At 58.8% G+C, this 24,325-nt stretch carries 26 protein-coding genes; 7 read left to right on the forward strand and 19 right to left on the reverse strand.

Annotated features, from left to right (window positions below; genetic code table 11):
• Nucleotides 1-7: 7 nt before the first annotated feature.
• The 3 genes from AC3IUF_RS25545 to AC3IUF_RS25555 are packed head-to-tail and all read right to left on the reverse strand — an operon-like array spanning nucleotide 8 to nucleotide 1,637.
• Entirely contained in the window at nucleotides 8-721 is a 714-nt protein-coding gene (locus tag AC3IUF_RS25545; protein ID WP_489279648.1) for a PilW family protein, read from the reverse strand.
• Nucleotides 718-1,167: a type IV pilus modification protein PilV gene (gene pilV / locus AC3IUF_RS25550; protein WP_007909841.1), complete on the reverse strand. Its 450-nt coding sequence runs from the start codon at nucleotides 1,165-1,167 to the stop codon at nucleotides 718-720. Before pilV ends, AC3IUF_RS25545 begins: the two co-directional genes overlap by 4 nt.
• On the reverse strand, nucleotides 1,164-1,637 hold the full coding sequence (locus AC3IUF_RS25555; RefSeq protein ID WP_007909840.1) for a GspH/FimT family pseudopilin: 474 nt from the start codon (nucleotides 1,635-1,637) through the stop codon (nucleotides 1,164-1,166). Before AC3IUF_RS25555 ends, pilV begins: the two co-directional genes overlap by 4 nt.
• 130 nt (nucleotides 1,638-1,767) lie before the next feature.
• Here AC3IUF_RS25555 and AC3IUF_RS25560 point away from each other — a divergent pair, with 130 nt between their 5' ends.
• Complete coding sequence (locus AC3IUF_RS25560; protein WP_007909839.1) at nucleotides 1,768-2,322, forward strand: GspH/FimT family pseudopilin; 555 nt, start codon at nucleotides 1,768-1,770, stop codon at nucleotides 2,320-2,322.
• On the opposite strand, the gene ispH is transcribed toward AC3IUF_RS25560, so the two are convergent.
• The 6 genes from ispH to murJ form a co-directional block, all read right to left on the reverse strand.
• A complete protein-coding gene (ispH, locus tag AC3IUF_RS25565; RefSeq protein ID WP_007909838.1) occupies nucleotides 2,294-3,238 on the reverse strand; it encodes a 4-hydroxy-3-methylbut-2-enyl diphosphate reductase in 945 nt (314 codons plus the stop codon). The genes AC3IUF_RS25560 and ispH overlap by 29 nt on opposite strands.
• A 136-nt stretch (nucleotides 3,239-3,374) precedes the next feature.
• A complete protein-coding gene (gene fkpB, locus AC3IUF_RS25570; protein ID WP_447787607.1) occupies nucleotides 3,375-3,812 on the reverse strand; it encodes an FKBP-type peptidyl-prolyl cis-trans isomerase in 438 nt (145 codons plus the stop codon).
• A 7-nt stretch (nucleotides 3,813-3,819) separates the two neighbouring features.
• A complete protein-coding gene (gene lspA, locus AC3IUF_RS25575) occupies nucleotides 3,820-4,332 on the reverse strand; it encodes a signal peptidase II (protein ID WP_007909836.1) in 513 nt (170 codons plus the stop codon).
• Nucleotides 4,325-7,156, reverse strand: a complete 2,832-nt coding sequence (ileS, locus tag AC3IUF_RS25580; RefSeq protein ID WP_414895059.1) for an isoleucine--tRNA ligase — start codon at nucleotides 7,154-7,156, stop codon at nucleotides 4,325-4,327. The genes lspA and ileS overlap by 8 nt, the downstream gene beginning before the upstream one ends.
• A gap of 13 nt (nucleotides 7,157-7,169) precedes the next feature.
• On the reverse strand, nucleotides 7,170-8,108 hold the full coding sequence (gene ribF, locus AC3IUF_RS25585) for a bifunctional riboflavin kinase/FAD synthetase (RefSeq protein ID WP_007909828.1): 939 nt from the start codon (nucleotides 8,106-8,108) through the stop codon (nucleotides 7,170-7,172).
• A gap of 129 nt (nucleotides 8,109-8,237) precedes the next feature.
• The gene (gene murJ, locus AC3IUF_RS25590) at nucleotides 8,238-9,776 is read right to left on the reverse strand and encodes a murein biosynthesis integral membrane protein MurJ (RefSeq protein WP_007909826.1); all 1,539 of its coding nucleotides are present in this window, start codon (nucleotides 9,774-9,776) and stop codon (nucleotides 8,238-8,240) included.
• Nucleotides 9,777-10,028: 252 nt separating this feature from the next.
• Here murJ and rpsT point away from each other — a divergent pair, with 252 nt between their 5' ends.
• Nucleotides 10,029-10,301, forward strand: a complete 273-nt coding sequence (gene rpsT / locus AC3IUF_RS25595) for a 30S ribosomal protein S20 (protein WP_003228351.1) — start codon at nucleotides 10,029-10,031, stop codon at nucleotides 10,299-10,301.
• 184 nt (nucleotides 10,302-10,485) lie between these two features.
• Here the strand turns inward: rpsT and AC3IUF_RS25600 are convergent, their stop codons facing one another.
• The 5 genes from AC3IUF_RS25600 to rplU all read right to left on the reverse strand — a co-directional run bounded on the left by AC3IUF_RS25600 (nucleotide 10,486) and on the right by rplU (nucleotide 14,326).
• Entirely contained in the window at nucleotides 10,486-10,953 is a 468-nt protein-coding gene (locus tag AC3IUF_RS25600) for a CreA family protein (RefSeq protein ID WP_007909822.1), read from the reverse strand.
• A 10-nt stretch (nucleotides 10,954-10,963) separates the two neighbouring features.
• The gene (gene proB / locus AC3IUF_RS25605; RefSeq protein ID WP_042704923.1) at nucleotides 10,964-12,082 is read right to left on the reverse strand and encodes a glutamate 5-kinase; all 1,119 of its coding nucleotides are present in this window, start codon (nucleotides 12,080-12,082) and stop codon (nucleotides 10,964-10,966) included.
• A gap of 220 nt (nucleotides 12,083-12,302) precedes the next feature.
• A complete protein-coding gene (cgtA, locus tag AC3IUF_RS25610) occupies nucleotides 12,303-13,526 on the reverse strand; it encodes an Obg family GTPase CgtA (RefSeq protein ID WP_123375908.1) in 1,224 nt (407 codons plus the stop codon).
• A 193-nt stretch (nucleotides 13,527-13,719) separates the two neighbouring features.
• Nucleotides 13,720-13,977 carry a 50S ribosomal protein L27 gene (gene rpmA / locus AC3IUF_RS25615; RefSeq protein WP_007909818.1) on the reverse strand — a complete coding sequence of 86 codons (258 nt, stop codon included), beginning with the start codon at nucleotides 13,975-13,977 and terminating at the stop codon, nucleotides 13,720-13,722.
• Nucleotides 13,978-14,011: 34 nt separating this feature from the next.
• Nucleotides 14,012-14,326, reverse strand: coding sequence for a 50S ribosomal protein L21 (gene rplU, locus AC3IUF_RS25620; RefSeq protein WP_003176051.1), 315 nt, complete (start codon nucleotides 14,324-14,326; stop codon nucleotides 14,012-14,014).
• Nucleotides 14,327-14,565: 239 nt separating this feature from the next.
• On the opposite strand from rplU, the gene AC3IUF_RS25625 reads away from it, so the two are divergent.
• From AC3IUF_RS25625 to AC3IUF_RS25635, 3 genes are all read left to right on the forward strand, one after another.
• Complete coding sequence (locus AC3IUF_RS25625; protein ID WP_007909817.1) at nucleotides 14,566-15,534, forward strand: polyprenyl synthetase family protein; 969 nt, start codon at nucleotides 14,566-14,568, stop codon at nucleotides 15,532-15,534.
• Between the two features lie 146 nt (nucleotides 15,535-15,680).
• Entirely contained in the window at nucleotides 15,681-16,022 is a 342-nt protein-coding gene (locus AC3IUF_RS25630) for a zinc ribbon domain-containing protein YjdM (protein WP_007909815.1), read from the forward strand.
• A 205-nt stretch (nucleotides 16,023-16,227) separates the two neighbouring features.
• Nucleotides 16,228-16,485, forward strand: a complete 258-nt coding sequence (locus AC3IUF_RS25635) for a PA4570 family protein (RefSeq protein WP_034153845.1) — start codon at nucleotides 16,228-16,230, stop codon at nucleotides 16,483-16,485.
• Nucleotides 16,486-16,616: 131 nt separating this feature from the next.
• On the opposite strand, the gene bamJ is transcribed toward AC3IUF_RS25635, so the two are convergent.
• The 3 genes from bamJ to AC3IUF_RS25650 all read right to left on the reverse strand — a co-directional run bounded on the left by bamJ (nucleotide 16,617) and on the right by AC3IUF_RS25650 (nucleotide 18,286).
• Nucleotides 16,617-17,234, reverse strand: a complete 618-nt coding sequence (bamJ, locus tag AC3IUF_RS25640) for a BamJ family beta-barrel-assembly machinery protein (protein WP_034153844.1) — start codon at nucleotides 17,232-17,234, stop codon at nucleotides 16,617-16,619.
• Nucleotides 17,235-17,356: 122 nt separating this feature from the next.
• Complete coding sequence (locus AC3IUF_RS25645) at nucleotides 17,357-17,662, reverse strand: DUF6482 family protein (RefSeq protein WP_007909802.1); 306 nt, start codon at nucleotides 17,660-17,662, stop codon at nucleotides 17,357-17,359.
• Between the two features lie 135 nt (nucleotides 17,663-17,797).
• Complete coding sequence (locus tag AC3IUF_RS25650) at nucleotides 17,798-18,286, reverse strand: TIGR00645 family protein (RefSeq protein ID WP_007909801.1); 489 nt, start codon at nucleotides 18,284-18,286, stop codon at nucleotides 17,798-17,800.
• Nucleotides 18,287-18,445: 159 nt separating this feature from the next.
• On the opposite strand from AC3IUF_RS25650, the gene AC3IUF_RS25655 reads away from it, so the two are divergent.
• Nucleotides 18,446-20,275, forward strand: coding sequence for a hypothetical protein (locus AC3IUF_RS25655; protein ID WP_489279653.1), 1,830 nt, complete (start codon nucleotides 18,446-18,448; stop codon nucleotides 20,273-20,275).
• Between the two features lie 36 nt (nucleotides 20,276-20,311).
• Here AC3IUF_RS25655 and AC3IUF_RS25660 read toward each other — a convergent pair whose 3' ends face one another.
• Both AC3IUF_RS25660 and AC3IUF_RS25665 read right to left on the reverse strand, forming a co-directional pair.
• Nucleotides 20,312-20,626, reverse strand: a complete 315-nt coding sequence (locus AC3IUF_RS25660; protein ID WP_007909799.1) for a PA4575 family protein — start codon at nucleotides 20,624-20,626, stop codon at nucleotides 20,312-20,314.
• 309 nt (nucleotides 20,627-20,935) lie between these two features.
• Complete coding sequence (locus AC3IUF_RS25665; protein WP_007909798.1) at nucleotides 20,936-23,374, reverse strand: Lon protease family protein; 2,439 nt, start codon at nucleotides 23,372-23,374, stop codon at nucleotides 20,936-20,938.
• Nucleotides 23,375-23,790: 416 nt separating this feature from the next.
• Between AC3IUF_RS25665 and AC3IUF_RS25670 the strand changes: the two genes are divergently transcribed.
• The gene (locus tag AC3IUF_RS25670) at nucleotides 23,791-24,279 is read left to right on the forward strand and encodes a DUF3015 domain-containing protein (protein WP_007909797.1); all 489 of its coding nucleotides are present in this window, start codon (nucleotides 23,791-23,793) and stop codon (nucleotides 24,277-24,279) included.
• Nucleotides 24,280-24,325 lie beyond the last annotated feature (46 nt).

A 24,325-nucleotide genomic window follows, 5' to 3' on the forward strand; every position in this document is an offset into this window, starting at 1 on the left:
GCGCCCCTCACTGCAAGCGGTTGCGCAAAGCGGCAACCACGTTGAAGGTTTGATTGCGCACCCGGTTGTTCGGGTCGGTGAGGGTCAGGCTCAGGCGCACACTGCGGATGCGCGCCGGATCACTGGGATTGGTGCTGTAAGTCGAAGCGGCCACATCCGTTGCCGAACTGGCCAGACCGAACATCACGGTGAACGCACTGACGTTGTTCACCAGCACCTGCTGCGCAGGATTGCCGCTGCCGGTGCCCATGAGAATCTGATTGTTGCTGAAGCTGTAGATCAGACGCCGGATCGGGAACGCGATCTGCCCGCTCGCCGGGGAGCGCAAGCCGGTATAGGCCGTTGCGCTGTTGCGGCAATCGGAGACCACGGTCCAGGTTGGCGTGCCCCCGCCGCTGCCGATATCGGCAGTGACCAGCGTCAGTTTGAGGTTGGCATTGTCCCAGTTGATCGGCGTGACCTGCGCAGCGTTGAAGTCGCCCGCACTGCTCGAATCGGTAATGGTGCCAAGACAGCCGAACATCCCGACCATGCGAATTTCCTGAATCATCTTGCTCAACACAAACCGTGCGTCTTCCTGCATCGCCGCGGCAGTGTTCTGGCTGACATAAGTATTTTTCGCCGCGATGAAAATCTGCACCACGCCCAGAACCACGATGAGCCCCAGTGCCAAAGCAATAAGTAATTCGATCAGACCGAATCCACGGTTTTGCTGCTTCATGGCGTGGCCACCGGATCAACCGCAGCGCGGCTGGTCAGGACAAAGCTGCGCTGGGCGCTGGCGGTGTTGGCGGCTCGCGCATCGCTCCAGTTGATGGTGATGGTGTAGACGCGCTGATTGAGGGTGATGCTGCCAGTCGCGGTCGGCCCACCGAAGTTGGTGATGTTGGTAGTGAAATCGTAGAGGTCCTGATCGCGGGCAACGCTCAGATTGCCCGAGGTCGGCGGCGTGGCGGTGTAGTCGGCGCCGGAGTTGGCGCGGATGCGGTCCATCATGTCGTAGGCAATGAAACTGGCCTGACTGGTCATCCGTGAGCTATCGGTGTACTTCAGCGCATTCAGTTGCACCGCTGCCGCGCCCAGCAGCCCGACCGTCAGAATCAGCAACGCGACCAGCACCTCGATCAGCGTCATGCCGTGCTGTGCATTTTTGCTCCCTGCCCTCATCCGCAACTTCCACCCAATTGAATTCGTCCGTTCAAACACACGTTCAGCGTCCTGCTTTGCGTTCCCAGCGTGTAACTGATGACCACCGCCGTCGACGGCGCTGCCAGACCGCCAAGGTTGTTGAAATCCAGTGCGGTCACTCCTGAGGGTAGCGTCAGAGTCGCACCACTGCTCATCGCGGGAACAACCCGCAACACATTGGCCGGAGTGCCAGTACTGTCATAAACCGCCAGTTCACCGGTCCAGACGCTGCCGCCGGCAGTCGGGCGCAGGCGCAAGGTAGTACCTCGATTGATGGCTTCGAGCCTGGCGAAATTGATCGCCCGTTGCAGATCGCCCATCTCGGTATCAGCCTTGCTGCCCTGTACCGAACGGGTGAACGCCGGCACCGCCAGGGTAATCAGGATCACAAAGATCGCGATCGCAACCAACAACTCGATCAGCGTGAAACCTTTTGTACGAAGATCCATCGATGCCCTCCGTTGCCGTCGGCTATACCTGCTTCTACACGCTAGAACATTCAACCGGCCCGCGTCGGTTGATTTGCCCTGCCCGGCGCACGGAGCGCGCCGCACATCACACTCCATGGAGGGAGTTTTCATGCCGCAACAGGGTTTCAGCCTGATAGAACTGCTTATGGGACTGGCGATTGGCGCAATTGTTCTGCTGCTGGTCAGTCCGGCGTTCGCCACGCTCAGAGAATCGAACCATCGGGATCAAGCGGCGCAATCGCTGCTCGATGGCCTGCGTAACGCTCGCACACTGGCCATCACGCGCAATCAGAGCGTGGTGATTCATGGCATCAACGGCGACTGGAGTCAGGGCTGGCGGATCATTCTGGATATCAGCGGCAAAGGGCCGAAGGACAGCAGCAATCCGCTGCTGCAAGAGCGTGCGAGTGACACGCAGGTGCCGATTGTCGGCAATTGGTCGGTGAGTCGTTACGTACGTTTCAGCAGTCTGGGGCAACCACTGATGCCCGGGCGGGCGTTTCAGGCTGGGACATTACATGTCTGCTCGGCTCGCGAGCCGGTCAGTCAGCGCCAGATAGTACTGGCGGCGACCGGTCGCGTGCGCCTGAACAGTCAAGAGACTGAGCAGGCGCTGTGTCAAAAAACCGAAAACGTCAGATCGAACGCACGCGCAGCTCTTTAGGCATCGAGAACGTGATGTTCTCTTCACGCCCGGCCAGTTCATCGGCACCGGTAGCGCCCCAGGCCTGCAATTGCTGAATCACGCCGCGCACCAGTACCTCCGGCGCGGAAGCACCGGCGGTAATGCCGATACGCTCAACGCCATCGAACCAGCTCTTTTGCAGGTCTTCGGCGCCGTCGATCAGGTAGGCCGGTGTGGCCATGCGCTCGGCGAGTTCACGCAGACGATTGGAGTTGGAGCTGTTCGGGCTGCCGACCACCAACACCACGTCGCACTCGTCAGCCAATTGCTTGACCGCGTCCTGACGGTTTTGCGTGGCGTAGCAGATATCGTCCTTGCGCGGGCCGCCGATAGCCGGGAAGCGCGTGCGCAGCGCATCGATGACACGACTGGTATCGTCCATCGACAGCGTGGTCTGGGTGACGAAAGCCAGTTTGTCCGGGTTGTGTACCTGCAATTCGGCGACGTCTTTCTCGTCTTCAACGAGGTAGATCGCGCCGCCATTGCTGCCGTCGTACTGGCCCATGGTGCCTTCGACTTCCGGGTGACCGGCGTGACCGATCAGGATGCACTCACGACCGTCGCGGCTGTATTTCGCCACTTCGATGTGCACCTTGGTCACCAGCGGGCAAGTGGCGTCGAATACTTTCAGGCCACGGCCGGCGGCTTCGGTGCGCACGGCTTGGGAAACACCGTGAGCACTGAAAATCACGATGACGTCGTCCGGCACCTGATCCAGCTCCTCGACGAAGATCGCCCCGCGACTACGCAGGTCTTCAACGACAAACTTGTTGTGCACCACTTCGTGACGCACGTAGATCGGCGGCCCGAAGACTTCCAGGGCGCGGTTGACGATTTCGATCGCCCGGTCCACGCCGGCGCAGAAGCCACGGGGGTTGGCGAGTTTGATTTGCATGCTGTGCCTCGTGTCTTGCGCGCGAAAACAATGAATTACTAATTGTGGGAGCGAGCCTGCTCGCGAAAGCTGACTGACATTCAACACTGATGTCGCCTGACACACCGCATTCGCGAGCAGGCTCGCTCCCACATTTTTACAGCGCTTTAACGTTGATGATCTCGACGTCAAAGGTCAGCGTCTTGCCCGACAGAGGGTGGTTGAAGTCGATGGTCACTTGCGCGTCATCGAACTCTTTCACCACACCCGGCAGCTCAGTATTGGCCGCATCGTTGAAGATCACCAGCAAACCCGGTGATAGCTCCATATCGACGAACTGCGAGCGCGGAATGATCTGTACGTTTTGCGGGTTCGGTTGGCCGAAGGCGTTTTCCGGCTCGACGGTCAGCGTGCGCTTGTCGCCGGCCTTGAAGCCGAACAGCGCTGCTTCGAAACCCGGCAGCAGGTTGCCGTCGCCGACCTTGAAGGTCGCCGGGGCTTTGTCGAACGTACTGTCGACGGTGTCGCCGTTCTCCAGGCGCAATGCAAAGTGCAAGGTGACTTCCGTGTTCTGGCCGATGCGTTGCTCAGCCAATACCTGTTCAGTCATGAACGGCTTCTCCGGTCTTTTTACTTTTGAACATATCCAGTGCCAGCATCACCGCGCCAACGGTAATCGCGCTGTCGGCGAAGTTGAACGCCGGGAAGTACCAGCGGTTCTGCCAGTGCACCAGAATGAAATCGATCACATGGCCCAGGGCAATGCGGTCATACAGATTGCCCAGCGCGCCGCCCAATACCAGCGCCAGCGCGACGGCCAGCCAGGTTTCGTTGCGGCCCAGACGCTTGAGCCAGACCACCAGCACCGCACTGACCACAATCGCGATCAGGGCAAACAGCCAGCGCTGCCAGCCGGAGCTGTCAGCCAAAAAGCTGAAAGCAGCGCCGGTGTTGTAGGCCAGGGTCCAGCTGAAGTAATCGGGAATGATCACGATCTGCTGGAACATTTCGAGCTTGCCTTCGAAGTAGAACTTGCTGGCCTGGTCGATGACCAGAACCAGCAAGCTCAACCACAGCCAGCTCAACCGTCCGAAACGGCCAACGGCATTAGGCATAGTGACGAACCTCGCCAGCGCCGCTGATGTTGTCGACGCAACGACCGCAGATTTCCGGATGCTCCGGGTTCACGCCGACGTCTTCGCGGCAGTGCCAGCAACGGGCGCACTTCGGGAAGGCCGATTTGACGATCTTCAGCTTCAGGCCGCTGACTTCAGTCACTACCGCATCAGCCGGTGCCTGAACGAACGGCGCAACGCTTGCGGTCGAAGTGATCAGGACAAAGCGCAGTTCGTTGCTCAGCTTGGCCAGATCGGCGCTCAGGGCGTCTTCGGCGTACAGCGTCACTTCGGCTTGCAGGTTGCCACCGACAGCTTTCGCTGCGCGCTGGATTTCCATTTCTTTGTTGACCGCTACTTTGACCGCCATCACGCGTTCCCAGTAGTCGCGACCCAGTTCCACGTCAGCCGGCAGTTCGGTCAGGCCTTCGTACCAGGTGTTGAGCATCACCGATTCGTTACGCTCGCCCGGCAGGTATTCCCACAGTTCGTCAGCAGTAAAGGCGAGGATCGGCGCGATCCAGCGCACCAGCGCTTCGGAGATATGGAACAGCGCGGTTTGCGCCGAACGGCGGGCCTTGCTGTTGGCGCCAGTGGTGTACTGACGGTCCTTGATGATGTCGAGGTAGAAACCGCCCAGCTCCTGCACGCAGAAGTTGTGGATCTTCGAGTAGACGTTCCAGAAACGGTATTCGCCGTAGTGCTCTTGCAGCTCGCGCTGCAGCAGCAAGGTGCGGTCGACCGCCCAACGATCCAGCGCGAGCATTTCTTCGGCCGGAAGGATGTCGGTGGCCGGGTTGAAGCCGGTCAGGTTCGAGAGCAGGAAACGCGCGGTGTTACGGATACGACGATAGGCGTCCGCACTGCGCTGCAGGATCTGGTCGGAAACCGCCATTTCGCCGGAGTAGTCGGTCGAAGCCACCCACAGACGCATGATGTCGGCGCCCAGGGTGTCGTTGACTTTCTGTGGCGCGATCACGTTGCCCAGCGACTTGGACATCTTGCGGCCGGCTTCGTCGACGGTGAAACCGTGGGTCAGCAGTTCGCGGTACGGCGCGTGGTTGTCGATGGCGCAACCGGTCAGCAGCGACGAGTGGAACCAGCCACGGTGTTGATCGGAACCTTCCAGATACAGGTCGGCACGCGGGCCGCTCTCGTGGCCCATCGGGTGCGAACCGCGCAGGACGTGCCAGTGCGTGGTGCCCGAATCGAACCAGACGTCGAGGGTGTCGCTGATCTTGTCGTACAGCGGCGCTTCGTCGCCGAGCAGTTCGGCAGCGTCCATCTTGAACCAGGCTTCGATGCCTTCGACTTCAACGCGTTTGGCGACTTCTTCCATCAGCTCGACGGTGCGTGGGTGCAGTTCGCCGCTTTCCTTGTTGAGGAAGAACGGGATCGGCACGCCCCAGTTACGTTGACGCGAGATGCACCAGTCCGGACGGTTGGCGATCATCGAGTGCAGGCGCGCTTGGCCCCAGGCCGGAACGAACTTGGTGTCCTCAATGGCTTTGAGCGAGCGCACACGCAGGGTGTCACCGCTGGTTGGCTCTTTATCCATACCGATGAACCACTGCGCAGTCGCGCGGTAGATCAGCGGGGTTTTGTGACGCCAGCAGTGCATGTAGCTGTGTTCGATGACGGTGGTGTGCATCAGCGCACCGACTTCGGTCAGCTTGTCGACGATGGCCGGGTTGGCCTTCCAGATGAACTGACCGCCGAAGAACTCCAGCGACGGCACGTACACGCCGTTGCTCTGCACCGGGTTGAGGATGTCGTCGTTGACCATGCCGTATTTCTTGCAGGTCACGAAGTCGTCCACGCCGTAGGCCGGAGCGGAGTGAACCACACCGGTGCCAGCGCCCAGTTCGACGTAGTCAGCCAGGTACACCGGCGACAGACGGTCGTAGAACGGGTGACGGAAGTTGATCAGTTCCAGCTGTTTACCGGTGGTGGTGGCGATGACCGAACCTTCCAGGCTGTAACGCGCCAGGCAGGCCTCGACCAGCTCTTCAGCCAGTACCAGCAGCTTGTCGCCGACATCAACCAACGCGTAGTTGAATTCCGGGTGAACGTTGAGCGCTTGGTTGGCCGGGATGGTCCACGGGGTAGTGGTCCAGATCACGATCGAGGCAGGCTTGCTCAGCGATGGCAGACCGAACGCGGCAGCCAGTTGGGCTTCGTCAGCGATCGGGAAGGCCACGTCGATGGTCGAGGACTTTTTGTTCTCGTACTCGACTTCCGCTTCAGCCAAAGCCGAACCGCAGTCGAAGCACCAGTTCACAGGCTTCAAGCCCTTGAACACGAAACCGCCCTTGACGATTTCCGCGAGGGCGCGGATTTCACCGGCCTCGTTCTTGAAATCCATGGTCTTGTACGGGTTAGCCCAATCGCCCAGCACGCCGAGACGGATGAATTCGGACTTCTGCCCTTCGATCTGCTCGGTGGCGTAGGCACGGCACAGTTCGCGGGTCTTGTCCGCGCCCAGATTTTTGCCGTGGGTCACTTCAACCTTGTGCTCGATCGGCAGGCCGTGGCAGTCCCAACCCGGAACATACGGCGCGTCGAAGCCCGACAGGGTCTTCGAGCGGATGATCATGTCCTTGAGAATCTTGTTCAGTGCGTGACCGATGTGGATCGTGCCGTTGGCATACGGAGGGCCGTCATGCAAAACGAACTTCGGACGATCCTTGCCAATCTCGCGCAACTTTCCGTACAGGCCAATACTGTCCCAGCGCTGCAGGATCTGCGGTTCGCGCTGTGGCAGGCCGGCCTTCATTGGGAAGGCGGTGTCCGGAAGGTTAAGCGTGGCTTTATAGTCGGTCATTTAAGGCTCTTCATTAGCGATGGGCGCTAGGTGCGGCTAGTGCACGGGCGGTGGCGACATCCGCATTGATCGCCGTTTTCAATGCCTCCAGGGAGGCGAAGCGCTGCTCTTCACGCAGCTTTTGGTGGAAAACCACCGTCAAACGCCGGTCATACAGATCGCCGGCAAAATCTAAAAGATGGACTTCAAGGTGGGCCTTGCCATCACCTTGCACCGTAGGCCGTACGCCGATATTGGCGACACCGGGCCAGGTCTTGCCGTCGATATCGACATCCACCAGGTACACCCCGGTGAACGGCACGCGACGACGCTTGAGTTGAATGTTCGCAGTCGGCGTACCCAGTTGCCGGGCCAGCTTCTGGCCATGCAGCACGCGACCGGCGATGCGGTACGGGCGGCCGAGCAAACGTTCGGCCAAGGCAAAATCGGCGGCGGCCAAGGCGTTGCGCACTTGTGTGCTGCTGACGCGAATGCCGTCCAGCTCGACGGTTTGTGCCGCTTCGACGGTAAAACCGTGCATCTGCCCGGCCTGCATCAGAAAATCGAAATCGCCGAGGCGGTCGCAGCCGAAGCGGAAATCATCACCGACTTCCAGGTGCTGCACGCCGAGGCCATCGACGAGGATGGTGTCGACGAATTCGCTGGCGCTGAGCTTGCTCAAGCGCTGGTTGAACGCCAGGCACAAGACCCGGTCAACGCCTTCGGCCGCCAGCAGTTGCAGCTTGTCGCGCAACCTTGCCAGACGCGCCGGCGCAGTCTCGGGGGCAAAGAACTCCCGTGGCTGCGGCTCGAAAATCACCACGCAGCTGGGTACGCCCAACTCGAGCGCACGCTCACGCAGTCGGGCCAGGATAGCCTGGTGACCACGGTGAACACCGTCAAAGTTGCCAATAGTGGCGACGCAGCCCCGATGCTGGGGGCGCAAGTTGTGGAGGCCTCGAACCAGCTGCATAACGCGCTTCTTGCTCATAAAGTGGTCGATTATAACCACACCCGACGGTCGACGACAGGCAACACCGTAACGCAAAGTGAACGAGCCGACAAAACTGCCGGCCCGGGCCTGCTTATAAAGGGTAAAACCTTAGCTCAAGGCCTTGCGATTGAAGTCTCGCAGGCGGAAACCGAGCAGCAGCAACATACCGAAATAAGCGACCACGCCCGCCGCGACCAATGCGCCCAGACGCAGAAAGCGCTCAAGCATGTGCCCCTGATCCCACGCCGGCATGAAATGCATGCCCAGCAACAGCACTGCCGACATCACCGCCACCGCGATAACCAGTTTGAAACCGAACTTGGCCCAGCCCGGCTGCGGCTGATACATCTGCTGCTTGCGCAGTTGATAGAACAGCAATCCGGCGTTGAGACAGGCACCGGCACTGATCGCCAGTGCCAGCCCCGCGTGCGCCAACGGGCCAATCAGCACCAGGTTGAACAACTGAGTAACCACCAGGGTGAATATTGCGATTTTTACCGGCGTACGGATGTTCTGTTGCGCATAAAAGCCCGGCGCCAGAACCTTGATCACGATAATCCCGAGCAAACCGACAGAGTAAGCAATCAATGCGCGCTGAGTCATTTCGGCGTCGAAGCCACTGAACTGACCGTACTGGAATAACGAAACCGTCAGCGGCTCGGCGAGAATCCCCAGCGCCAGCGCACAGGGCAGCACCAGCACAAAGCACAGGCGCAGGCCCCAATCGAGAATCCGCGAATATTCGTGGCGATCTTTGCTCGCGTAAGTTTTCGCCAGGGTCGGCAGCAGGATTGTGCCCAGCGCCACACCCAGTACGCCGGATGGCAACTCCATCAGGCGGTCGGCGTAATACATCCACGACACCGAGCCTGCGACCAGAAACGAGGCGAAGATGGTGTTGATGATCAGCGAGATCTGGCTGACCGAGACGCCGAGAATCGCCGGCAGCATCTGCTTCATTACGCGCCAGACGCCGGTATCGCGCAGATTCAGACGCGGCAGTACCAGCATGCCGATCTTTTTCAGGTGCGGCAGTTGGTAGAGCAATTGCGCCAGACCACCGACCAGCACCGCCCAACCGAGCGCCATCACCGGCGGGTCAAAGTATGGTGTGAGGAACAGCGAAAACACGATCATGCTGACGTTAAGCAGAGTCGGCACGAAGGCCGGCACGGAGAAACGGTTCCAGGTATTTAGAATCGCGCCCGCCAGTGAGGACAGGGAGATCAGCAATATATAAGGGAAGGTCACCCGCAACAGATCAGAAGTGAGCTGGAATTTTTCCGGCGTGTCGGTAAAACCCGGAGCCGTAGCCCAGATCACCCAGGGTGCGGCAATCATGCCCAGCGCAGTCACCACCGCCAGCACCAGTGTCAGCAAACCCGAGACATAGGCAATGAACGTACGGGTTGCCTCTTCACCTTGCTGGCTTTTGTATTCAGCGAGAATCGGCACAAAAGCCTGAGAGAAAGCACCCTCGGCGAAGATTCGTCGCAACAGATTGGGCAGTTTGAAGGCAATAAAGAAGGCATCCGTCGCCATCCCGGCGCCGAATGTACGGGCAATCAGCGTGTCACGAACAAAGCCCAGAATCCGGGAAAGCATCGTGATAGAGCTGACGGCGGCCAACGATTTGAGCAGATTCATTGAGGGAATTTGTGCCTGTCGATAAACAGCAGGCGAACAAAGCGCCTACTTGTGCGATACTCCGCGCCGCAGCAGCACAGAGCCAAAGCTCGCGAGTTTACAGGTCAAGCGCCGGAAATAAATATCCCGCCTCTTTATACCTACCACTTAGCGGAACGTTTCAAGTGCCCTTGACAAGACTTCAACTCATCGGCATGATTCGCGGCCTATTTTGTTTGCTATTTCCTAAAAAGTCTTTCGAGGAGCTCGACGGTGGCCAACTCACCTTCCGCCAAAAAACGTGCAAAACAGGCTGAGAAGCGTCGCAGCCACAACGCCAGCCTGCGTTCCATGGTTCGCACCTACATCAAGAATGTAGTTAAAGCCATCGACGCAAAAGACGCTGAAAAAGCTCAAGCTGCATACGTTCTGGCTGTGCCAGTTATCGACCGTATGGCCGATAAAGGCATCATCCACAAGAACAAGGCTGCTCGCCATAAGAGCCGTCTGAATGGCCACGTCAAAGCACTGAAAGAAGCTGCTTAATCCGACGTAGTCATTAAAAAACCGACCTTAGGGTCGGTTTTTTATTGCCTGTGATTTAACAAACCCCAGCGCAAAAAAATGTAGGAGTGAGCCTGCTCGCGATAGCGGTGTCACAGTCAATAATTGCATCGACTGACACACCGCTATCGCGAGCAGCCCCACTCCTACAGTTGGTTTCGCGGCGTTATTGCTGGACCGGCACCCACGGCAGGATCGGGATGGCGGTCACGGCATTCTGCGGACTGCCTTCGATCAAGCGGTCGCTGTAGACCAGATACACCAGCGTGTTGCGCTTCTTGTCGAGGAAACGCACCACCTGCATGGTCTTGAATACCAGCGAAGTGCGCTCCTTGAACACCTCATCGCCATCCTTCAGATCACCCTTGAACTTGATCGGACCAACCTGGCGACAGGCGATCGACGCCTCGGCGCGATCCTCAGCCAGACCGAGACCGCCCTTCACACCGCCCGTCTTGGCGCGCGACAGGTAACAGGTCACCCCTTCGACTTTCGGATCATCGAAAGCCTCGACCACAATGCGGTCGTTCGGGCCGACAAACTTGAACACCGTCGACACCTGACCGATTTCCTCGGCCGAGGCGAGCAATGGCATTGCCATCAGCAAGCCCAACAATCCTTTCGCTAAACGCATCGAGTTTTCCTTAGACCAGAATCAGGTTGTCACGGTGAACCAGTTCCGGCTCCGCCATGTAACCGAGCAAACCGACAATCGCATCCGACGACTGACCGATGATTTTTTGCGCTTCCAGCGCACTGTAGTTAGCCAGGCCCCGGGCAATCTCACGACCGTCAGGCGCCACACAGACGACCATTTCGCCGCGGCGGAAACTGCCCTGCACCAACTTCACACCGACAGGCAGCAGGCTTTTATTGCCCTTGGACAACGCCGACACCGCCCCCTCATCCAGCACCAGGGTGCCGCGAGTTTGCAGATGCCCGGCCAGCCATTGCTTGCGCGCCGCGAGCATGCCGCGCTCCGGCGACAGCAAGGTGCCAATGCGCTCACCCGCCTTCAGGCGATCAAGCACGCGCTCAAGACGCCCACCGACAATGATGGTGTGCGCACCGGAACGCGCAGCCAGTCGCGCCGCACGCAGCTTGGTCTGCATGCCGCCGCGCCCCAGCGCACCACCCGTGCCGCCCGCTACCGCATCGAGGCTCGGATCATCGGCGCGCGCTTCGTAAATCAGCTGCGCTTCAGGGTTGTTACGCGGATCAGCGTCGAACATGCCGTCGCGATCAGTCAGGATCACCAGCAGATCCGCCTCGACCAGATTCGCCACCAACGCCGCCAGCGTGTCGTTGTCGCCGAAACGGATTTCATCAGTGACCACAGTGTCGTTTTCGTTGATCACCGGGATGACTTTCAGCTCGACCAGTGCGCGCAAGGTGCTGCGGGCGTTCAGGTAGCGCTTGCGGTCGGACAGGTCGTCGTGCGTCAGGAGAATCTGTGCAGTGTGCCGGCCATGCTCAGCGAAGCTCGACTCCCACGCCTGCACCAGACCCATCTGACCAATAGCAGCGGCCGCCTGGAGCTCGTGCATCGCACTGGGTCGTGCGGTCCAGCCCAAACGACTCATGCCGGCGGCCACTGCCCCGGAGGACACCAGCACCAACTCGACGCCTGCCTCATGCAAGGCCACCATCTGCTCGACCCAGACACTCATTGCCGCGCGATCCAGCCCTTTGCCATCAGCTGTCAGCAAAGCGCTGCCGATCTTCACGACCCAACGCTGCGCACCTGTCACCTTGCTCCGCATCATCTTCAACCTTAGCTTGAGGGCAGCGCGACCCAGCGCTGCCCATGACGTTATTTGTGACTTGCGATTTCCAGATACTAAAACGCCGCTCGATTGAGCGGCGCCTTAGAAAAACGGCTTGCAGCGATGATAACACCGCCCTGAGACGAAGACTCAGCACACACCAGCGATCTTCTGAAGGTCAAAAGATCGCAGCCTGCGGCAGCTCCTACCCAACGAATCAGTCACGCACGTAAATGATTTCCGGACCGTCTTCGTCATCTACATCTTCTTCGTCCCAATCATCGTCGCCGATGTCATGGACCGACTTCACACCGCTGCGACGCAGGGCACGCTTGTCATCCAGCGCCTGCAGTTGCGCGCGAGCTTCGTCTTCGATGCGCTGATCGAGATCGGCCAGCTCTTCCTTGTACGCCGGGTCGGCAGCCAAACGGTCAGCACGATCCTCCATGTAACGCATGATGTCGTGGCACAGACGCTCGGTACCGATCTTGGCGATGGCCGAGATAACGTAGACCGGACCGGTCCACTCGAGGCGATCAACGATTTCCTTGACGCGCTCATCGTGATCCTCTTCAAGGATCTGGTCGCACTTGTTCAGTACCAGCCAACGATCACGCTCAGCCAGGGACGGGCTGAACTTGATCAGCTCGTTGACGATCACTTCAGCGGCATCCGGTGCACTGCTGTCATCCAGCGGCGCCATGTCGACGAGGTGCAGCAGCAGACGCGTACGCGCCAAGTGCTTGAGGAAGCGAATACCCAGACCGGCACCGTCGGAAGCACCTTCGATCAGACCCGGAATGTCGGCAATGACGAAGCTCTTCCAGCGATCGACGCTGACCACACCGAGGTTCGGCACCAGCGTGGTGAACGGGTAGTCGGCGACTTTCGGCTTTGCGGCCGATACGGAACGGATAAAGGTACTTTTACCGGCGTTCGGCAAGCCCAGCAGACCGACGTCAGCCAGGACTTTCATTTCCAGCTTCAGGTCGCGCTGCTCACCCGGCTTGCCCGGCGTAGTCTGACGCGGCGCACGGTTGGTACTGGATTTAAAACGGGTGTTACCCAGACCGTGCCAACCGCCCTGCACGACCATCAGCTTCTGGCCAGCCTTGGTCAGGTCGCCAATCACTTCCTGGGTAGCAGAGTCGATCACTGTGGTGCCGACCGGCACGCGCAGGATCAGGTCTTCGCCTTTTTTACCGGTGCAGTCAGTGCTGCCGCCGTTGGAACCACGCTCGGCATCGAAGTGCCGGGTGTAACGGTAGTCGACAAGGGTGTTGAGGTTTTCATCGGCCATCATGTAGATGGAACCGCCATCACCACCATCACCGCCGTTCGGGCCACCGTTTTCGATGAACTTTTCCCGACGGAAACTCATGGCGCCATTGCCGCCGTCACCAGCCTTTACGCGAATCGATACTTCATCAACAAACTTCATAACCAACGCCTCTCGCCATACGGACGAGCCGAAAAACAATCAAGACATAAGACTCTTGCAAAAATGAGCGCAGCGACCCCAAAACACGACATGTATCGCACGCCGACAGCCCATACAAACAGTTTTGCAAGAGACTCACCCCACAAACGAAAAAGCCCCGTCGCAAGACAGGGCTCTTCCAGCGATCTCGCGATTAAGCCGCGATTACGCTCACGTAACGGCGGTTGAAAGCGCCTTTTACTTCAAACTTGATCACGCCTTCGATTTTCGCGAAAAGGGTGTGATCTTTACCCATGCCAACGCCGTAACCAGCGTGGAATTGGGTGCCGCGCTGACGCACGATGATGTTGCCGGCCTTGATGACCTGGCCGCCATACATCTTCACGCCAAGGCGTTTGGCTTCTGAGTCGCGACCGTTACGGGTACTACCACCAGCTTTTTTGTGTGCCATGAGTCAATTCTCCTAGTGAGGAATTAGGCTGAAATTAAGCCTGAATACCGGTGATTTTGATCTCGGTGTACCACTGGCGGTGGCCCATACGCTTCATGTGGTGCTTACGGCGACGGAACTTGATGATGCGGACTTTATCGTGACGACCTTGGGAGATCACTTCAGCCACAACGGTAGCGCCAGCAACAACTGGAGCGCCGATATTCACGTCGTCGCCATTGGCAACCAACAGAACGCGATCAAAGGTAACGGATTCGCCGGTAGCGATTTCCAGTTTTTCGATCTTCAGGTATTCACCTGGGGCGACTTTGTACTGCTTGCCGCCAGTAACGATTACTGCATAAGACATGGTATTTCTCCGATAATCCTGCTCACCCAGCTCTTTATAAGAAGAGGTATTGGCTGGCATGGCTGCATTAGGCTGGAAGGCCCGTTGCAATTGCGTAAGGCAGGTGCTGCCCAGGAAGTTCAGGGTGCGCGATTGTACGCAAGGCGCGGCAGCCTTGCAAGTAGCCGTCCATCGCGCCTTGACAGGTCTGGACGGGGGTCCTAGCATGCCGCGCAACCCTTCTGGAGCGACTCTCGCTGATGCAACCCCAAGCTTTCTACCGCGCGGTGGCGGACGATTTTAGCGCCGTCGACGGCATCATCAAGAAGCAGCTGACTTCCCGAGTACCGCTGGTATCGAAAATCGGCGATTACATTACCTCGGCCGGCGGCAAACGTCTGCGTCCTTTATTAGTGTTGCTGTGTGGCAAGGCCCTGGGTCGCGAAGGCGACGACATGCGTCTGCTGGCCGCCACCATCGAATTCCTGCACACCGCCACTCTGCTGCATGACGACGTGGTCGACATGTCCGGCATGCGCCGTGGCCGTTCGACCGCCAACGCCATGTGGGGCAACGCCCCGAGCGTGCTGGTCGGCGACTTCCTGTATTCGCGCTCGTTCGAAATGATGGTCGAACTGGGCTCGATGCCGGTGATGAAGATCCTCTCCCAGGCCACGCGCATCATCGCCGAAGGCGAAGTGCTGCAACTGTCCAAGGTGCGCGACGCCAGCACCACCGAAGAAACCTACATGGAAGTCATCCGCGGCAAGACCGCGATGCTCTTCGAAGCCTCAACCCACAGTGCTGCCGCACTGGCCGGCGCTACCGCCGAACAGAGCGAAGCGCTGCGCACGTTTGGTGATCACCTCGGTGTGGCGTTCCAGTTGGTCGACGACCTGCTTGACTACAAGGGTGACGCCGAAACCTTGGGCAAGAACGTCGGTGACGATCTGGCCGAAGGCAAGCCGACCCTGCCGCTGATCTACACCATGCGCGAAGGCACGCCGGAACAGGCTGCACTGGTACGTCAGGCGATCCAGAAAGGCGGGATCGAAGACCTGGAAAGCATCCGTATTGCCGTAGAAGCTTCCGGTTCGCTGGAGTACACCGCGCAACTGGCCCGTGATTATGTAGCCCGTGCGATCAAGTGCCTTGAGGCGCTGCCAGCCAGTGAATATCGGGATGCACTGGTTGAACTGAGCGAGTTTGCGGTCGCCCGTACGCACTGATATCGCTGAAGCAAGATCAAAAGATCGCAGCCTTCGGCAGCTCCTACAGGGGTTGTCGACGCTGCGATCTTTTGCTTTTGACTGCCTGAAAAGCTAAAACCCTATACAATGTGCGACTTTTAGCGATCCATACCCAAGGAGCCTTAGTGAGCACGTTGCCACCCTGCCCAAAATGCAATTCCGAATACACCTACGAAGACGGTAGCCAACTGGTGTGCCCGGAGTGCGCCCACGAGTGGTCCGCCAGCGGCGAAACCGAAGTGGCGTCCGATGATGCCGTGAAGAAAGATTCGGTCGGCAACGTCCTGCAGGACGGCGACACCATCACCGTGATCAAGGACCTCAAGGTCAAGGGCACCTCGCTGGTGGTCAAGGTCGGCACCAAGGTCAAGAACATCCGCCTGTGCGATGGCGACCACGACATCGACTGCAAGATCGACGGTATCGGCCCGATGAAGCTCAAATCCGAGTTCGTCAGAAAGGTCTGAATCTGTTGTCATCCATCCCGCGCCAGACGTGGGATGGAGCTTCGCCCTCCGCGCTCCGCCCCAATAAAATCACGCAATAGCCAAACGCCAGTCGTTTTGACCTTACGCAATCTTTACCCGGAAAATCTCAGAATCCGCCAATAGACGCTTGCTATTTAATGAATAAGAATTATTCTCATTGAAACCCTTCAAGGAGATGAGAACCATGACTTATTTGATCGACGCGTGGCTGGATCGCCCACACCCTTACCTCAGAATCCTCCATCGGGAAACCGGTGAAGTCTGCGCGGTGCTTGAAGAAGAGGCCCTGCATGAGCTGCAAGACCAAGGGGATCTGGACGTCAGCAGCCTGAATTCCAGCGAGCCATTGGTGCTCAAGGAGCTGGTGCGCAATCTGTTCCTGTTCTGCTATGCCCGGGCGTTGCGCCCGACCAGTGAGCTGCATCACAAGATAGAACTATGAGCATCACCCAAAAAACTGTGGGAGCCAGCCTGCTGGCGATGGTATCAACGCGGTCCTGAAGGAAAACCCGGTCGACCCTATCGCCAGCAGGCTGGCTCCCACATTAGCCCGCCATCAAGGCAGGCCCGGTCTTACAGAACGTCCAGCAGCTCGACGTCGAATACCAGAACGCTGTGCGGCGGGATGCTGCCAACGCCTTGAGCGCCGTAAGCCAGTTCGCTCGGCACGTACAGACGCCATTTGCTGCCGGCATTCATCAGTTGCAGAGCTTCGGTCCAGCCGGCGATCACGCCGCCAACCGGGAATTCTGCAGGCTGGCCACGCTCGTAGGAGCTGTCGAACACAGTGCCGTCGATCAGTGTGCCGTGGTAGTGCGTACGTACTTGATCTTCACGGGTCGGCTTGGCGCCTTCGCCCTGAGTCAGCACTTCGAACTGCAGGCCGGAAGCCAGGGTGGTGATGCCTTCACGCTTGGCGTTTTCAGCCAGGAAGGCCAGGCCTTCGCCAGCAGCGGCTTCAGCTTTGGCAGCCGCTTCGGCTTGCATGATCTCGCGGATAACCTTGAAGCTGGCGGACATCTCTTCCTGGCCAACACGGCTTTCCTTACCGGCGAACGCGTCGGTCAGGCCAGCCAGGATCGCGTCCAGGCTCACGCCCGGTGGCGGGTTGTCGCGCAGCTGGTCACCCAGCTGACGGCCGATGCCGTAGCTGACGCGGGTTTCGTCGGTGGACAGATTTACTTCGGACATGACACTGCTCCGCTGTGCGGACGGCCACAAGACTTGCCGTGCGTGCACAGCGCGTCCCGGCGCGCCCGGAACCAAAAGGGCGAGCAGACTAGCACAGATGCTCAGGCGATGGCGCGCAAGGCCTACAGCGCCGAACCCCAGGCCAGTGGCACTTTCAGACTTTCCTCGCTGCTCGGGCCCAGGCCACACATTTCATCGTGTACCGAGGTGTGCACGAGATTGAACGGCAGCACCGGGAAGGCATGCAGCAAATCCCGCGCATGCTCCACCGAACGCAGTGTCAGCATGTTGCCTTTGAGATCACTTAACGGATATGCCGCGCCATGCATCCGTGCTTCGAGCAGATAAATCCCGCCTTCCATGGAGATCAGGTTCAACTCATCGACCTTCTTGGCGATGGCATACGCATTCAACTCTTGCAGGTTCATGAACGCACCTCAGACAGTGGCGAATCAGGACCTCTACAGGGATATGCCCGCACGCATCAAAGCACAAGCCACAAATGACACCGCCCGTCTGTTTCGCAACAGACGGGCGGTGTTTTTGCAGCGATCAACGGTTGATCAGTGCTTGGTGACCTTGTCCAGGTAACCCATGGCGAACGCCGAGACGACGAAGGTCATGTGGATGATCACGTACCACATCAAGTGCTCGGGATCGACGTTCTTGGCATCCATGAAGATGCGCAGCAAGTGGATCGAGGAGATCGCCACGATCGAGGCCGCCACTTTCATCTTCAGCGACGAAGAGTCCATGGTGCCGAGCCAGCTGAGTTTTTCCTTGCCTTCATCAATGTTCAGTTCAGAGACAAAGTTCTCGTAGCCGGAAATCATCACCATCACCAGCAGGCCGCCAACCAGCGCCATGTCGATCAGCGACAGCAGCACCAGAATCAGTTCCGACTCGGCCATCGAGAACACGTTGGGCAGGATGTGAAAAACTTCCTGGAAAAATTTCAGTGCCAGCGCCAGCAGCCCGAGGGACAGCCCGATATAGATCGGCGCCAGCAGCCAGCGCGAGGCGTACATTGCATTTTCGATAAAGCGTTCCATTGAATCTCACACAGGGGGCTGGAAATGGCCGCGAGTATACCAGCCCCCCATGACAGCCAGAAACTGCCCGAAAATCCGCCACCTGCGCGTGTGGGTGTTTTTTTTCTGCTAGTGTCCAAACCATTGACAGCCCAGTGACTGTAGACAGGACGTGTGGAAATGGATGTGCGATTACCGATAATGACGGCCGGAATCTGCCTTGCTCTGTTGATCAGCGGTTGCTCGCCCGGCGACGAGAAACACGCCGCCAGCCTTGAAGAAAAAACCGCAAAGTTCGAACAGTCACTGGACGCCATCACCGATCCAAAACTCAAGGACGCCATCACTGAACTCGGCGGCTCGCTGCTGCTGCTCGAACGGGCGCAGATCAAACTCGACGACAACCCACCGCACACCGAATACGGTGAAGACGCCCTCGCCGTGCTCAAGCACTACCCTGCCCCGCAGACGCTGGTCGACACGTTTATCAATGGCTTGTTCGTGCTGCACAAGGACGCCAGTTCCGATTACCTCACCGATCTGCAACCGGTGTTCCCGTTCAACCTGAACATTCCCGGCGGCTTCCTGTTTCCCCATGGTGTGGAATGGCAGTCGGTGACCTTGAGCAACAAACGCGTGATCGCTTATCAGCCGGAATGGTCGGAAACCGATCCGGGCATTCAGCTCAGCCCTTCCAGCTCCAACGTCACCAACCCCGATGACCTGACCGTGACCTATCCGTTCATTGATGGGCTGAACGTGGACAAGAAGTCCCTGCCGCAACCGGTCAGCCTGCAAGGCCAGATCGAAGTCATCGCCCCGCGCCGCCTGTACAGCTTCGACCTGACACAACAGGACGTCGGCCAGACCCGCAGCAATGACAACCTCAGCGTCAAACTGCTGAAACTTGCAAACAACTACGCCGAAGTCGAATTCAGCAACAACCTGCCACTGGCTGCGGAAGTCGCAGAGGCGCAGCTCAATCCGCTGATCGTCCAGGCCCGCGATAAAACCGGGCAGTATCTGGTACGCGCCGGTTCGATCAACGAGAGTCCGGAGCAAGTAGCCTTCTACGAAAAACAACTGACGTACCTGCAACAGCAGAAAGCCTGGAGCGCTACGCTGGAAAAGCAGCTGACCCAGGAACAACAGGATTTCGAGCAGAAACACCCGCGTCGCTACAACAAGGTCTATTTCAATGGCCCGATCGAAACGCTGGAAGTCAGCGTGCTGGATTTTTCTTCGGCGACCGTGACCCGCAAATCGCTGGATCTGCCGATTCGTACGTTCAATCAGCACACCACGGAGAAAACCATCCAGCCGCTGGATCCCTCGGTGACGGTGTACGACGATCTGGCGGTTAGCTGGCTCAAGGGCGCGAGCCTGACCGAAGAGCAATTGAAGGCTGGCATCCGCGTCCATCAGTCCGTGGAAGAACCGAGCGCAGCGCGCATCGAGTTTTCCCATCGCCGTACGTTCAACGATGAGTTGCTGGGCGATGACTTCAGTCCGGGCGTCAGTCCGGTCACGTTCTTTACCGAAAAGCGCAGTGGCAAGCTCGATGAACCGATCGAACTGCCGCCCGAGGCCTATCAAGTCGATCCGCTGCGCGCGACGATCACCTACGACCTGAACCTGTTCCCGGAAACCCCGGCGATTGCGGTCGGCTCAATGCCGCTGTTTCTCGCCACGGTGGCTAAACAGGCATACGACGCCAAATCCTTGCCCAAAGGCCTGGAGATCAAGAACAACCAATTGGTGGTGGATCTGAAACTGTTCCCGCCCAACGAGTGGCGTTTCTTCGTCAAAGACGACAGTGGCAACTACCTCAAGCAGATTCTCTCGGTCAGCCACGATGCAAGCGCAGAAGGCCCGGCGTTGTTTGGTGTGCATTACTTTTATGGCCGCCCGACCCACGTCGAAGCCTATCAGCGAACCGACCTCGCCACCGTGCAATACGGTTTTGAGGTCAAGCTCGACAAGGCGCCGATGCCTGAGACTGCGCCTTGAAGGGCAAGATCAAAAGATCGCAGCCTGCGGCAGCGCCTAAAGAGCGCGGCCGCGACCACCGTTGATCTGCCGCAACTGCGCTTGCAGGTGCAGGCTCCAGATCTGCGGATCGTCAGCCAGTTCGTAGCCATGCAAGGTCAGACTTTCGACAATGGTGTCGAGTATCGATTCGGCGGCGACCGGCCCATGAAACGGGCCCTGGGCTTTGATGGCAGAAGGTTGTTCGCCGGCCATGCCGGCCGCGAAGAGCAGCGTCCACATACCGTTATCGCCGGCCAACGGCTTGATGGCGCATTCGATACGGGTCACAAGACCCAGGCATTGACGGGTGAGGCAGAGGTTGCGCGACATGGCGGCGACCCTCGGTGAAGCCGGTATTCAGCCCCCACGGGAGGACTGGCTCGATCCAGTGATACTGTCGATATCCTTGAGCTGAGAATAGAAGAAAAGTCCGCTGCGCAAGCCGAATGAAACCAGAAGGCGCCGAATGGTCATTGTGTGAATATTGGCGCCAGAGTAGTGGCGATTTTCCCGAAGATCCCCACAAAACAAATGTAGGAGTGAGCCTGCTCGCGATAGCGGTGAACCAGTCGACTTATTCGCCGACTGACACTCCGCTATCGCGAGCAGGCTCACTCCTACAGTTTGACCGCGCCAGGCTTAAGCCGGTTTGGCTTCGGCCAAGGCCTCTTGCGCCAGTTCCTTCTCGGCTTCCTTGAGGTCTTCTTCGCTGATCATTTCAGCGATGTCGCGCAAGCGCTCCACCACCCGCGCGTTGATGCTGCCTTCCGGGAATTCGCCATCGGCATTCGGCTCACCGGCCGGTTCACCGACCAGCAGGCTCAACGCCTCGTCGGCCTGACGCACCGCGTACACGTGGAACTGCCCGGCACGCACCGCCGCCAGGACTTTCTCATCGAGCATTAGCGTAGCGACGTTGGCCTGCGGAATGATCGCGCCCTGCTCGCCCGTCAGCCCGCGTGCTTCGCAGAGACGGAAGAAGCCTTCGATCTTCTCGTTGACCCCGCCCACCGCCTGCACTTCGCCAAACTGATTGATCGAACCGGTGATCGCAAAGCACTGCTTCAACGGGGTTTTCGACAGCGCCGAAATCAGCGTGCACGCCTCACCCAGCGACGCACTGTCGCCATCGACGTAACCGTACGACTGCTCCAGCGCGATGCTCGCGGAAATAGCCAGCGGGAATTCCTGAGCGTAACGGCTGCCCAGATACCCGGTGAGAATCATCACGCCTTTGGAGTGAATCGGCTGCCCAAGGTTGACTTCACGCTCGATGTCGACGATGCCGCTGCCGCCCGGATACACCGTGGCGGAAATCCGCGCCGGCACACCGAATGCCGAATCACCGACTTCGAGTACGGTCAGGCCATTGCATTTGCCGACCGCCGCACCATCAGTGTCGATCAGGATGATCCCGGCGAGCATGTCGTCGAGAATCCGCGCCGACACGCGACCGGTCCGTGTGGCCTTGGCCTTCAACGCACGTTCGATATGCCCGGCATCGGTCATCTCATCGCCGGCCAGATGACGGATGAAATCCGCTTCGCTGACCAGTTGGAACAGATCACCGATACGTGCCGACAAACGCCCCTGGTGCTCGGCCAAACGAGCGCTGTACGTCGCCAGACGTGCCACCGCGTCGGCGGTCAGCGGTGCCATGCCTTCTTCCGACGTGCGGGTTTTCAACAGCTGGGCAAATTGCTCCAGGCTCTCGTCGACCATCGGGATGTCTTCGTCGAAATCCACGAGGACGCGGAACATCTCCTGGAAGTCCGGATCAAGGTCCTGCAGCGTGTAATACAGCGAGCGCGCACCGATGATGATGACTTTGACCTGCAACGGTATGTGCTGCGGGTTGAGCGTCACAGTGGCGAAACGACCCATCTCGCCCAGCGGCGATTCCATTTTCAGTTTGCGCGATTGCAGGGCGCGTTTCAGCGCGTCCCACACGAACGGCTCGCTGAGCATTTTTTCCGCTTCAAGAATCAGGAAACCACCGTTGGCGCGGTGCAAGGCACCGGGACGCAACTGCCGATAGGTGGTGTAAAGCGCGCCCTGATCGGTGGTGTATTCGATACGACCAAAGAGGTTTTCGTAAGTCGGGTGCGGCTCGAACACCACCGGCGCACCGCCGCTCACCGGATGGCCGACCACCAGGCTCGGCGCGTATTGCTCTTCCAGCAGCTTGCGCGCGACGGCGTCGGTCTTGCTGTCATCGACCAATTGCTCGACCACGGTTTTCAGCAAGTAGACCTGCATGGCTTGCAGGTAACCGCAGACCGCGGCGTTCTCGGCGTACTTCTCCGACAGCGGCGACAGCAATGGCTGCAGCGCCAAGGTGATGGTTTCTTCGTTGAGCGAACGCAGTTGATTGTTCGACTCGCGCTTCCACTGCGGCAGGCTGGCGAGTTCTTCGTTCAGGCGCTCTTCGAGGCCGGAAATGTCTTCGTGAAAACGCTCGCGATCAGCCTCTGGCAACTGAGCGAATTCCGCTTCGTCCAGAGCCTTGCCGTCGAGCATCGGCGTGAAGGCAACGTTGCTGCTGTCGCGGTACAGGGCGACGTCTTTTTCCAGGGCCAGACGCTCGATGATGTCGAGGGCCTTGTCATAGCGCTGGTTGAAGGCGCGGTCGATGGCGCTTTTCTTTTGCTGGTAGGACGGGTGCTCGAACACCGCTGGAAACGTTGCCAGCAGGTTGTCGATCAAGCCGTTGATGTCACCGATAAAGACGCCGGCAGTGCCAGAAGGCAATTCCAGTGCACGCGGTTCGCGCGGCTCGTCGAAATTATTCACGTAGACCCAGTCGGCCGGGGTCTGCAGGCGCTTGCCTTCTGCTTTCAGGTAGCGTTTGACGAACGAGAAGCGGCCGGTGCCGGGCTCGCCCATCACGAATACGTTGTAACCGGGGCGTGGCATGGCCACACCGAACTGCAAGGCTTCGACCGCGCGTTCCTGGCCGAGCACACCGCGAAAGGGCTCCAGATCATTGGTGGTAGTGAAGCTGAACTGTTCAGCGGAAAACGGACGGGTCAGCGCTTCGGGCGCGAGACGCAAGCTGGCAGCAACAGGATCAGGCATCGGGCTTCCTTAACAATCAGGCGGGGCAGATAGCGGCATTCTGGCGCTGCCCGTGCCCCACTGGCAAGGCGCGCCACACCACAAAGCATAGACAACCGGCCAAGCCGGCGGCCCGCCCCCTGAAACCGGGGTTTATTCCAAATATTTTGCAAAAAACCACGGAACCCCTGGAACGTGCCTAAACTCCAAACTGCGCGGCTGGAACTAATACCGGCCCACTGGCTTCGTTTGGCTCTGAACGTAAGCTCGCCGAGCGGCGATCAGGCAAGGCGAAAACAGGCGAGGAAGCGGAGTGTAGGGTCCTACATGAGCATTCCGAGCCTGTTTTCAACGCAGCATGATCGTCGCGCAGGCAGCTTACGTTTAGAGCCGGCCAGAACCCTGTCCATTGGTATGCACACAAAGAGAAAAAAGCTATGAAACGGATTCTTCTCGGTACTCTCTTCACCGCTGTATCCATCAACGCAATGGCGCAAGCTCCAGGCGGCCCGGATTGCGGTTGGGGCAACATGCTGTTCGAAGGTCAGCGTGGCACCCCTGCTCACTTCCTCGCTTCCACCACCAACGGTACTTCCGGTAACGCCACCTTCGGGATGACGTCCGGCACCAACGGTTGCTCGACCAACGCATCGCTGACCTACGGCGGCAAATCCTGGTTTGCCATGAATGGCATGATGAACGAGCTGTCCGAAGACATGGCCAAAGGCAACGGCGAAGCGCTGACGACTTATGCCGTGGTACTGGGCGTGGCGCCGGAAGACCGTGCGCACTTCGCAGCTGTGACTCACGAGCACTTCCAGCAGATCTTCAGCAAGGCTGACGTGACCGCTGAAGACGTGCATACCAACACCCTGGCCGTACTGAAATCGGATCCTCGTCTGGCCAAGTACGCAACTCAGGCTTAAGCTCGACCTCGCCCGCTTCCTTCGGGAAGCGGGTTTTATTTTTTCG

This window comes from Pseudomonas sp. KH_040, assembly GCF_057839305.1.